We start from the raw sequence: 11,929 nt of genomic DNA, 5'->3' as shown, positions 1-11,929 counted from the left end.
AAATAAGTGGCAATTTAAGCTTTCTTTTAAAACTTATAATTTAAAGCCAATCCTTGTGTTGTAAAATTATAAACTCCGTGGTTAAAACTAGTGGTTGGATAAATTTGAAGATTCTTATTTCCTTTTTTATGTAATTCCGGAATTAAAATTCCTGCTGCAGCACCAACGCCATATCCAATTAAGTTATCTGTAAGGAAGTGTTTTCCGGCTTTTATTCGCATATAACCAACAGAAGCAGGTACCGCTGCAGCAATTCCCCAAACCAAAGGTTTTAAAGGTGAATCCGGATTAAAATCGTTAAATACTTTTGCTGCGAAAAATGAGGCAGCAGCAGTAGCAGCAGTATGTCCAGCGAAAAACGAACGCTGTTCATCGCTATCAATTCTTTGCTCTGTTTCTAAAGACTCATTATATACTAAAGGCCTACTTTTTTCAACTAAACCGGCAGTAATGGTAAATAATGCACCGGTAGTAGCCATTGTTTCTACAAAAAGCACGGAAATCTGACCTGCATTTCCACGTTCATTTTCATTAAATAAGAGGGCAAATGGCATTACAAATGATGCATAAAATGGAATATAGCTATCATCATTCGCTTGTTCAGAATAATATCCCGCAGCCCAACGATCTACACCCCAAATATCATCTTTAGAGAGATTGTTTAAATCGTTTAAGCTTAGCTCATCTTTATCCTGAATTATTTTTACTCCTAACACATTTAAACCTACTGCAGAGGTTATCCAGATTCCATCTTTTACAAAATTGGTCTCATAGGGAGATTCCTTTTTTTCTTGTGAAAAACCGGAAAGACTAAACAAACAAAGAACTATAAGAAGGAACGTATTTTTTATCATTTTCATTATTTTTTTCAAATCTCATATTTCTTGAACAAACCTTTGAAAGGTTTAAGAAAAGTATAACATCAAAAAATCAATTTTTAGTTGTTCTTACCGACTATCAGGATGTTGGAGATTTTAAAATCTACTTTGAATTAACAAAAGTTTAGTTCCTGTTCACATCAGGATAACTTCATAGTACGCTTAAAATAAGTTAACTTTAAAATATGAAAAAGAAGGTTGAAAGCATACGCAGCGGTTTTATTTTCAAAAAATTTGAAGAGGAAGAGAAAAGTCCTTTCGATAAGTTATTCGAAATATTTAAAGAATTAATTACACATACTTCAGGAGACTTTGAAGAGGCTATCGAGTGGCTTAGACAATTGGATGTAGAATATAAGCTTACCACGAGTGAATATACCATAGACGACTTTATTGAAGACCTTAAGAAAAAGGGATATATCCGCGAGGAGATAAAACCGGATGGCAAAGGAGGAATGGGGATTACAGCTAAAACTGAAAGAGCTATCCGGCAGCAAGCCTTAAATCAGATCTTCGGAAAAATTAAGCGAAGCGGTTCCGGGAATCATTCTACAAAATACCAAGGCTTAGGTGATGAGCATACAGGTGAATTTAAGGAATTTCATTATGGCGATTCTTTAGATAAGATTTCAATGACCGAAAGTTTAAAAAATGCTCAGATCAATCATGGTGCCGGGGAATTTAAAATGACGGAAGATGATCTTGTTGTAGAAGAAACCCATCATAAATCACAAATGAGCACTGTGCTCATGATAGATATAAGTCATAGTATGATTCTGTATGGTGAAGATAGGATTACACCGGCAAAAAAGGTAGCAATGGCGCTTGCAGAACTTATTACTACTCGATATCCTAAAGACACGTTAGATATTCTTGTTTTCGGGAATGATGCCTGGGCGATTTCTATAAAAGATTTACCATATTTAAATGTGGGTCCATATCATACCAATACAGTTGCTGGGTTACAATTGGCAATGGATCTTTTAAGGCGTAAAAGGAATACAAACAAGCAAATTTTCATGATCACCGATGGGAAACCGAGTTGCATACGAGAACGTGATGGTACGTATTATAAGAATAGTGTAGGTCTTGATCCTTATATAGTTGAAAAATGTTACAATGCTGCCAGTCAGGCCAGAAAGTTACATATCCCAATCACAACTTTTATGATAGCCAAAGACCCTTACCTAGAACGGTTTGTTAGAGAGTTTACGCAAGCGAATCATGGAAAAGCATTTTTCACCGGACTTAAAGGTTTGGGTGAAATGATCTTTGAGGATTATGAAAACAATAGGAAGAAGAAAATTAGAGGATAATATAATTTCAAAATAGAATAACTAAAGAATGCGTTGAGTTCAGAGAATTTATCCGAACTAAATAATCAGAAATATGAAAATAGAAAATATAAAAACTTTTGGCGAACTAAAGAAATCAGGGTATACGACCAAAGGCATTAAAGAAGAATTAAGGCAGAATTTATTAAGCAATATAAAAAGTGGGAAAAGTTCTTTTGAAGGAATTCATGGGTATGAACATACAGTGATACCGGAGTTGGAAAGAGCGATTCTATCAAAGCATAACATTAATTTTCTAGGTTTAAGAGGGCAAGCTAAAACACGATTAGCCAGACTCATGGTTAATCTTTTAGATGAATGGATTCCGATAGTTGAAGGATCAGAAATTAATGATGATCCTTTTCATCCAATATCTAGATATGCCAAAGAATTAATTAACGAGAAAGGAGATAATACTCCAATTAGTTGGATTGCACGAGAGGATCGATTCTTCGAAAAATTAGCCACTCCAGATGTTACTGTTGCCGATCTTATTGGGGATGTAGATCCTATAAAAGCTGCTAATTTAAAGTTGAGTTATGCAGATGATCGTGTAATTCATTTTGGGATGATTCCACGTGCAAACCGAAGTATTTTTGTGATTAATGAACTTCCAGATCTACAGGCCAGAATTCAGGTGGCGCTGTTTAATATTCTTCAAGAAGGAGATATTCAAATACGTGGATTTAAGTTAAGATTACCACTAGACATGCAATTTGTATTTACTGCAAATCCTGAAGATTATACCAATAGGGGAAGCATTGTAACTCCTTTAAAAGATAGAATTGGGTCTCAAATTCTAACGCATTATCCGCACACAATAGAAGTGGCCAAGACAATCACCCAACAGGAAGCTAAATTAGATGAAAGACAACTCAATTTGGTGCATGTACCGGATTTAGCTAAAGATCTTTTGGAGCAGATTAGTTTTGAAGCGCGTGATAACGAATTTATAGATGCCAGAAGTGGAATTAGCGCAAGGTTAAGTATTTCGGCATTTGAAAATCTATTAAGTGCCGCAGAACGCAGAGCGTTAATCACAGGAGAAGAAAAAACCTTGTTGAGGTTTAGCGATTTTTTGGGAGTTATTCCCGCGATTACAGGGAAAGTAGAGTTGGTTTATGAAGGAGAGCAGGAGGGAAGTGCTATTGTTGCCCAAGAATTAATTAGTGATGCTGTGAAAACACTATTTCCAAAATATTTTCCAAAGATCGAAAAACTGGAAAAAGTAGATGAGGATAATCCATACAATGATCTTGTTGAATGGTTCTTTGCAGAAAGCGAATTTGAACTGCTGGACGATCTTTCAGAAAAAGATTATAAAGAACGATTGGATTCTATTCCACCACTAAATCAGCTAATAGATAAATATCAATCTGGTATTTCTAAGGAGGATTCTTATTTCTTAAAGGAGTTTGTCTTGTGGGGCTTGGTAGAGTATAAAAAACTGAATAAATATAGATTTACTAAAGGGATTCAGTTTAAAGACTTGTACGGCAGTTATATAAGCGGACTGTAAGAGAAGTTTAACGTTGTATTTGGACAATTTTTAATACTCGATTTATAAATTGATCTCTATTAATAAAACTAAAACTGTTATGAGTAAAGATAAAAATGTAAAAGCACAGGAAAAATTTGGAGAAGCTGTGAATACCGGAAAACTAGAAATGATAAGGGATGTGGTTTCAGAAAAAGTAAAGGATCACGATCCTGCAGATATTCAGGGTCCCGGAGCACAAGGTTTTATTGACTTTTTTAGTATGATGAGAACTGCATTTCCAGATTTTAGTGCGGAAGTAGATCATATGGTAACAGATGAAAATAACGTTTCCTTCGCATATACCGTATCAGGGACCCATAAGGGAGAATTTATGGGTGTCTCACCCACAGGGAAACAATTTAGCGTTCGTGGAATGCAAATTGGCCGTTTTGAAGATGGAAAATTAGTAGAACGATGGGGAGCTACAAATGAACTTGGAATTTTACAACAACTTGGAGTGAAGCCGGTGAAATAATTATATTAATAACATAAAAATGGATTAAGAACTAAAGGTTGCTCTTAATCCATTTTTTATTGATTTTTTTAAATTCTTTGAATAAGAATTTTCTTATTTCACCAAATACTTTGCAGGCTCTCCATTTTTAGGAAGAGATTTCAAAATAAAATCTCTAATATCATTATTGGCGTTTTTAAGATCTTCACTTCTTAAATACATCATATGCCCACTTCTATATCCTTTAAAACTCAATCTGTCTTGCATTTTTCCGCTTGGATCTAATTGCCACATAGAATATTTAGCATTAAAATAGGTGGTTGCACCATCAAAATATCCTGACTGAAAGAGGACATCTAAATTTGGGTTTTGAGCCATCGCTTGTCTTAAATTCTCACCGCTGTTATCGCCACTTCTATCCCAAGGATGCACAGGACCAAACATATTGTATTTGATATCGGTTTTAAAATTCAATTCCTGTTGTAAATAATAATTAATTGCAGGAGTGAAGGAGTGAAGCCAAGAGGTTAATTCTGCATTATAATCTGGAGAATCTCCGGCTACTTTGCTATCCATTCCAAGATATCTGGAATCTAAACGACCAACCGTAAATCCGCCTTCTTCTCTCATAAGCTCTTTCCAGAAATAGCGGAAAGGAACGGCTAGGTTATTTTGTAAAAACACCTTTTCAGGAATTCCGGAATAGCTGGACATTTTAGCAGCGATTTCCTTCTTCTTCGTTTCTTCAATAAATCCGCCCTTTACTAATACAGGTAAAAGTGTATTAATCGCATAATTTTCTACTTCCGGCAATACTTCATCTAAATCTTTATTCTGAAGCGCAGTGGGTAACCTTTTATGATACCAAGCTGCCGCAGCGAAATATGGAAGTCTGTTGGCGATCTCAACCGGGCCATCACGTTCAATCCCAATTTCTGTAGGTGAAACTAAAATTACACCATTTAAATACATCCAATGGCTATTTTGAAGCTCTAGCGCAAGTCCTGAAACTCTTGTGGTTCCATAACTTTCCCCAATTAGGTATTTTGGAGATAACCATCTGTTTTTTCTTGTAACAAAAGTGTTCAACCATTCTGCCAGATATTTTATATCTGCTTGAACTCCGAAGAAATCATTTCTATCTGTTTTATTCTCTTCAGCATCAATTAATCTGGAATATCCTGTATTTACCGGATTTACATAAACGATATCTGCAACATCTAGAATAGAATGTGGATTTTCCTTTACTCCATAAGGTTGAATAGGAAATCCTTCATTATCGATTTTTAAAACTCTTGGTCCTGTGTACGCTAAATGCATCCAAACAGAAGCAGATCCCGGACCTCCATTAAACGAAATCACCAAAGGTCTATTTTCTGTGTTCTTAATATCAGATCGCTTGTAATACGTGTAAAACAAACTCGCTACAGGAATTCCTTTTTCATTCCAAACAGGTTGTGTCCCGGTTTGAGCGGTATAATTGATATTCTTCCCATTTATAGTTACTGCATGGTTAGTAACAACCATTGTATCTACAGGTAATTTAACTTGTTGTGAAAATGCGGAAAGTGATAAAGTAAAAAGACTAATAAGGGTAATAATTCTCATAGAATAGTTTTAATTAAAATTGTGCTAGCGCTAGTAGCGATTGAATATAATTATTTTCTGAATTTAAATCCTTCATCCTTAAAAATAATTATATAGCTTAAGAATAAACCACCCAATGCAGCTATCATAAAAAATATAATAGCAAGTCCTGGATATCCAAAAATGGTAAATGATGATGGTACTCGCATTAACATTGCCGCACCTACGATCATGGCTGCAATTATAAGCCCTAAGGTAATTCTGTTTGCTACTTTCTGAAACCCATCGGTAAAGCGTTGCTGATCTATAGCATCTACTTTTATTTTGAATTCATTATTGGCAAGATTTTCAGATATTTTATTTAATCGTTCCGGGAGATGCTCTGCTAATTTTTTTGTTTCCAAGGCAACCGAAAATAAGTTTTCGGGTTTTAATTCCTTGTACATCTTGGAACGCATCATTTTATGGACATGCTTTTTAATAGCTTCCTTAAGATCGAATTCCGGATCTAAAACTGCAATTATCTGATCCATATTTAAAAAGATCTTCCCTAAAATATTTACTTCCACGCAAATCAAGATGCCATTATCTGCAGCAATTCGGTTCATTTGTATAAGTAGTCTTCCAGTCTCCATATCCTTTGCCGTATTCACTTGACTGTCCATAATTAACTGGTTGATGGCTCTTCGGAATTTTTTTACTTCAGATTGATCTGTGAGTTCACTCATGTTTAATAGCACATCTGCAGCTGCTTCTCCGTCTTCCTGACTGAGAGCTATTAAAAGCTGAAGCAACTTCTCTTGAATATTAGGTGTGAATTTCGCCACCATCCCAAGATCTATCAATGCAATCTGATTTTGATTGGTGATGTGGATATTTCCGGGGTGAGGATCGGCGTGCACAAATCCATCGGTAATTATTTGTTTTAAATATGCTTCCACCAATTCGTCTACCAATGGCCCCAAGTCGTTTTCCAACTTTTTCGTGGGAGATATCGAGGTAATCTTCTTTCCTTGAACATATTCCATTGTAAGTACTTTGGAACTGGAATAATCCAAAATAGGCTGAGGTACAGTAAGACTTTTAAATTCTTTTAAATTTTTACCAAGTGTAATAAGGTTTTGAGCTTCCCGGTTATAATCCAATTCCTGCAGAAGAATATGTCTTAGTTCTGCCAACACATTATCGAAAGCATACTTTTTAGCAACTTTTGTATGTTTTACAGCGAATTCTGCCATTTCTTTCAACGTATCTAAGTCTGCCAAGAATTGTTTTCTAATTCCCGGCCGCTGAATTTTAACCGCAACGGGTTTCCCTGAACGCAACGTAGCTTTATGAACTTGTCCAATAGATGCGCTGGCCAAAGGCTCTTCATCGAAAGAACTAAAAGCCTTGGAGATTTTGGTTCCAATTTCCTCTTCCACAATTTCTTGCACTACACTATATTCAATAGGTGGCACATCGTCTTGAAGACTCGCCAATGCTTGTAAATAAGGATCAGGTAAAAGATCTGGTCGAGTAGATAAAAGCTGCCCCAGCTTGATATAAGTAGGACCCATGTTTTTAAGATCTTCCACCAATTCTTCAGGGGATTGGTCATATACTTCAGACGGATCCTCATCTTGATCGTCCTCATTTAATGCCGTAGATGCGGTTTTAGTGAAGAGATCACTATTCCAATATTTCAGCATAAACACCATAAATTTCTGGTAACGCTGAAGGTTTTCGGGAAGTACAGACATAGTCCTTTTTTTAGTTTTGTTGAAGCTTTAAATATATCTTTTTAATAGTTTACTAGCAATAGCATCTCATAATTCTTCAACATACGTTAATAGTTATTCGATACGAATTAAATAAAGAAAGAAACTAATATGAAAATTATGCAGACAGTACCTTATTGAGATGATTAATATTGGATGGAGCCCCAAAAAGATAAAGGAGATCCCCTTGTTTAATAACAGCGTCTGGAGTAATATCTGTGATATAATGGTTGTTCCTTTTAATAGCTAAAATGGTAACTCCATAGTTCTTGCTAATGCCAGATTCCATCACAGTTTTTTCCACCACTGCATTAGCTCCTTGCTGCACACTTACCGTAACTATTTCCTTATTAGGAATATTTAAATGCTGATATGAAGGCGTGTGAGGTCCTGCTTTAAGCGTTGTAAGCATTTCATAATCTGAAGATCGAACATTATTTATAAACTCCATGATCTCATTATGCGGAATCAGGTATTTTCTTAAAACCCTGCTGAAAATTTCAATAGAGGTTTCAAATTCCTCCGGAATTACATCGTCTGCACCTAATCTAATGTTTTCGGCAATTTCCTTCACATACCTTGTTCTTACAATAATATATGCAGTTTGCGATAAATTGCGAATTTCTTTAATGATCTTTTTGGTAGCATCGGGATCGGAAATGGCAATTACAGCCACTCGCGCTTCTTGGATGTGAAGATGTTTTAAGATAACAGGATTGGTAGCATCTCCAAAAACTATAGTTTCATTATTTTTTTTTCGCCTCCTGAAATGCTTCTTGTTCCAGATCTACGATCACATGTGGAATGCTAGCGCTTTTCGCGGCTTTTGATATGTTTTTTCCATTAATACCGTAACCAATAATTACCAAATGATCTTTAAGTTCTTCAATATTAGAATGTGCTTGAAGCTGAAGGTTATGATAACTATGTAAACGTTTTCTAATATTCTTAGGGATTGGAATTTTCAATAGGAAATATGCAATATTTGGAGCATAATTCATTAAAAATGGCGTAAGCGCCATTGTGATTATTGAAATCGCCAAGAAATACTGATAGATATTGGTAGGTAATAAACCGTTATCTAAACCTACTGTAGATAATAATAGGGAAAATTCACCCACCTGAAATATTGAGAAAACAGTAAGGAATATCGTTCTAGCAGGATATCTTAAAATTAATGCCGTAATACCAATGATGATCATTTTTAAAAGAATCACCCCAATAGCAAGTAAGATCACATAGATGAAATTATCAGCAACAAAATTTAGATCTAATAAAGATCCCACAGAGATAAAAAAAGAAACTGATGAAAATTTCTCGAAACGGTAATACATTGGCTGTGGCTTGATGACTGTAATCTGATTCAGAAATAATTAAACCTGCGAAAAAAGCTCCCAATGCCAGTGAGAGTCCAATAGCGGAAGTTAGCCAAGCCACCGAAAAACAAAATACGATAGTGGTTAAAATAAATAATTCTTGGTTTTTGGTGCTCACTACCAATTGAAAAATTTTAGGTACAATATAAATTGCTAATAAGTATATAATTATAAGTACTCCAATGATTTTAATAAGAAGAATTCCCAAAGTGTTCCAAATGTTTTCATCCTGCCCGGTTAATAACGGGGTAAGGAGCATCATAGGCACTACAATAATATCTTGAAATATCAAAATAGCAACGGTTATTCTTCCATGAGGAGAACTAATCTCTCCTTTTTCCTGTAATATTTTTAAAACAATGGCGGTACTACTTAATGAGAATAGAAACCCTATGAAAACCGCAGTATTTAAAGGAATCCCTATAATATTTGCCAGAAATGCGGTTAATAGAATTGTACCTCCAACTTGGATTCCTCCTCCAATAATGATTGTTTTTTTTTATGGCGGCTAGTCCTTTTAAGGAGAGCTCAATCCCAATTATAAAAAGCAGAAATATGATACCAATTTCAGAAAGTAGCTCCACTTCATGTTGGGAGCTTATTAAGTTGAACGCATAAGGCCCCGCTATTATTCCTGCAAGAAGAAAACCCAGTAGCGATGGTACTTTTATTTTCTGAAACAAAAGAATTATAAAAATTGAAAGGCCTAAAATTATTACAATGTCCTTGAGGATTGGTATATCCATGCTGCTAAAATTGAATTTTAATTAGCAACCAATTTACAAATAGGAGTTCAATAATAATAGAATTCATGCCTTTTGTCTGCGAAACTTTTATTTTTTAATTGGAGTAAGTTTCAAGACACTAAAATTGAAAGGAATGAAGTTGTTTTATAAATATTTAACGATGAATAAAATCCAAAAAAAATTCGGTTGATTAATAATGTTACTTATTAAACAACCGATTTTAATTTTATTAGTAAGTTTTTAATTTTTCAACCAGGCAGTTCTAAGTTTTACTCGCGCATCGGTTGCAGGAAGATCCATCTCTTTTATTGCGGATCTCATAGTAGTAGGTACTGTGATTTTCCCTGAAAGTGTAATTTCTTCATCATTTCTTTCTATCAGCATCGTAATATCATCTCCTTCGTTCCATGATTGAGACCCCATAACTAAATCGTATACATTTTGGATCGTATATGCAGTTCCGTTTACTTCTTTAATAACATCCCCATTTTTCACTCCTAATTGAGTTAAGAATGAATTCAGAGTTATTCCTTGTCTAAAAAACAATTCCATATTTTCCGGATTTCCATCGATATATGGCACTTCTCCATCTAAAAAGAATGAGGTTGGAGTTTCTTCTATTGAGAAAGTAACCCCGACTTTTGCTAAAAATTGATCGTAAGGAATTGGGGTATTTCCAGTAACATACGTGTCAAAAAAAAGTTTTTATTTCAGGATAGGTGAGTGATACTATTGTTGGAATTAATTGCTCATCCTTAAAAGGAGTATTCTTTCCGTACTTCTCACTTAACTTTTTCATGAGGTCCAAAATTCCCATTTCACCTTTGCTTAGTTCTCTAAGTCTAATGTCTAAGGCCATTCCAATTAATGCCCCTTTTTGGTATACATTATAATATTCATCTTTATAAGCCTCGTCCAAAATATTTTTACTCATATGAGTAAAGGAGAGGCTATCATTGTAGTTTTTAGACGCTTCTATTTGTGAGGATATTCTCTTGTAAAAATCTTGGTTATCTATGAGGCCTTGATTTACCTGAAATAAGTTTGCGAAATATTCTGTTACTCCTTCATACATCCATAGATGCTGAGACATTTTTGGATTGCTGTAATCGAAATAATGAATCTCTTCTGAATGCACATTTAATGGAGTAAGAATATGAAAGAATTCATGTGACACTACATCTGTCATAGCACCATTTAAAGTTTCTAAAGGCATTGTTTCTGGAAGTACCACAACAGTAGAAGTATGGTGCTCTAAAGCTCCAAATCCTTTAGCGTCCAATTTTTCAATATCTGCTAAATATAGAAGTATCGAATAATTTGAGGTATTATCAATTTTACCTAGAAATCGCTTTTGTGCAGCGATCATAGTTTCAATTTGTGGCTTTATACTCTTAGCTGTATGTATTTTATTAGGAGAGTACACAGATAATAATACCTTGATACCTTCTACATTTACATAAGTTGTATCTGGAATAGAATACATAATAGGATTATCTACGATATCGAAATAACGCTGAGCTAGGTAAACATCCTTTTTTGAATTCGGTATTTCTTCCAGATCCACACTTTCTGCAAGTTTCAGAGAAGTACTACCAAATAAAGTGTTAGGACGATTTACGATTAACTGATATGGTTTTTCCTTTAATCCATCAAAATAACCAACAAATCCATGTAAGTTTAAAAGAATATTTTTATTTACATCGATGTTAGTTCCCGTAGGAGAGAAAACCCCTTTTTCACCATCGATGTCAAATGTATCATTTACTAGATAGGTGATTTTATCCAGATTTTCTGCATTTTCGATCTTCCAAGAATTTTCATCAGTCTTAACCACCAATAATTCTGCTCCTAAATAATCTATTGCTTTAAAATTTTCTATAAATCTTCCGTAATTATCAATAGAATAGGTGCCAGGTACTGTTTTAGGAAGATGAAATGTAACATCTTGCGTGCTAAATTTATCTGGATCTATGGTAACTTTTACCTTATCATCTTTAATGTTTAATAAATCTAGATTTACAACAGTTCGATCTATAGAAGTTTTATTAATTGTTTGCGGTGTTTTACAACTAGCAAGGGCTGCAAATAGGGTAAGGGAGAGCAGTATTTTTTTCATTTATAAAGTTTTTTCGTTTTATTAGACTGTAAACTTAATGGCTTGTTACAACATTGTAGTTGTAATAAATGTGAAAATTTATATAAAAACATAAGACAGGTGTTTAAATTTTAAATTAAACACCTGTCTTATTAC

Annotated in this window: 10 protein-coding genes and 1 pseudogene; 3 read left to right on the top strand and 8 right to left on the bottom strand. The window is 34.5% G+C overall.

The genetic code is table 11. The features are described 5' to 3' along the window. Window positions 1-26: 26 nt before the first annotated feature. Complete coding sequence (locus ON07_RS03600) at window positions 27-854, bottom strand: phosphatase PAP2 family protein (protein ID WP_155807127.1); 828 nt, start codon at window positions 852-854, stop codon at window positions 27-29. Between the two features lie 209 nt (window positions 855-1,063). Here ON07_RS03600 and ON07_RS03595 point away from each other — a divergent pair, with 209 nt between their 5' ends. The 3 genes from ON07_RS03595 (at window position 1,064) to ON07_RS03585 (ending at window position 4,227) form a co-directional block, all read left to right on the top strand. Continuing rightward, window positions 1,064-2,194, top strand: a complete 1,131-nt coding sequence (locus ON07_RS03595) for a vWA domain-containing protein (protein WP_010228276.1) — start codon at window positions 1,064-1,066, stop codon at window positions 2,192-2,194. A 73-nt stretch (window positions 2,195-2,267) separates the two neighbouring features. After that, window positions 2,268-3,731 carry a MoxR family ATPase gene (locus ON07_RS03590; protein ID WP_010228275.1) on the top strand — a complete coding sequence of 488 codons (1,464 nt, stop codon included), beginning with the start codon at window positions 2,268-2,270 and terminating at the stop codon, window positions 3,729-3,731. A gap of 79 nt (window positions 3,732-3,810) precedes the next feature. Further along, window positions 3,811-4,227, top strand: a complete 417-nt coding sequence (locus ON07_RS03585) for an ester cyclase (RefSeq protein ID WP_010228274.1) — start codon at window positions 3,811-3,813, stop codon at window positions 4,225-4,227. Between the two features lie 93 nt (window positions 4,228-4,320). Here ON07_RS03585 and ON07_RS03580 read toward each other — a convergent pair whose 3' ends face one another. The 7 genes and pseudogenes from ON07_RS03580 to ON07_RS14410 all read right to left on the bottom strand — a co-directional run bounded on the left by ON07_RS03580 (window position 4,321) and on the right by ON07_RS14410 (window position 11,794). Further along, a complete protein-coding gene (locus ON07_RS03580) occupies window positions 4,321-5,814 on the bottom strand; it encodes a S10 family peptidase (RefSeq protein ID WP_010228273.1) in 1,494 nt (497 codons plus the stop codon). Window positions 5,815-5,864: 50 nt separating this feature from the next. Beyond that, window positions 5,865-7,535 carry an ABC1 kinase family protein gene (locus tag ON07_RS03575; RefSeq protein ID WP_010228271.1) on the bottom strand — a complete coding sequence of 557 codons (1,671 nt, stop codon included), beginning with the start codon at window positions 7,533-7,535 and terminating at the stop codon, window positions 5,865-5,867. A gap of 136 nt (window positions 7,536-7,671) precedes the next feature. After that, window positions 7,672-8,292 (bottom strand): NAD-binding protein, encoded by a 621-nt coding sequence (locus ON07_RS16965; RefSeq protein WP_237708853.1) that lies wholly within the window; start codon window positions 8,290-8,292, stop codon window positions 7,672-7,674. A gap of 7 nt (window positions 8,293-8,299) precedes the next feature. After that, window positions 8,300-8,887: a cation:proton antiporter domain-containing protein gene (locus ON07_RS16960; RefSeq protein WP_237708850.1), complete on the bottom strand. Its 588-nt coding sequence runs from the start codon at window positions 8,885-8,887 to the stop codon at window positions 8,300-8,302. Beyond that, complete coding sequence (locus ON07_RS17375; RefSeq protein WP_262486212.1) at window positions 8,805-9,365, bottom strand: cation:proton antiporter; 561 nt, start codon at window positions 9,363-9,365, stop codon at window positions 8,805-8,807. Before ON07_RS17375 ends, ON07_RS16960 begins: the two co-directional genes overlap by 83 nt. Next, entirely contained in the window at window positions 9,298-9,675 is a 378-nt protein-coding gene (locus ON07_RS16955) for a cation:proton antiporter domain-containing protein (RefSeq protein ID WP_237708849.1), read from the bottom strand. Before ON07_RS16955 ends, ON07_RS17375 begins: the two co-directional genes overlap by 68 nt. Window positions 9,676-9,915: 240 nt before the next feature. Beyond that, a pseudogene (locus ON07_RS14410) lies at window positions 9,916-11,794 on the bottom strand (M61 family metallopeptidase). Between the last annotated feature and the right edge of the window lie 135 nt (window positions 11,795-11,929).

The organism is Gillisia marina (genome assembly GCF_000258765.1).
GTDB lineage: Bacteria > Bacteroidota > Bacteroidia > Flavobacteriales > Flavobacteriaceae > Gillisia > Gillisia marina.
This window is presented reverse-complemented; position numbering and strand designations above follow the sequence as displayed.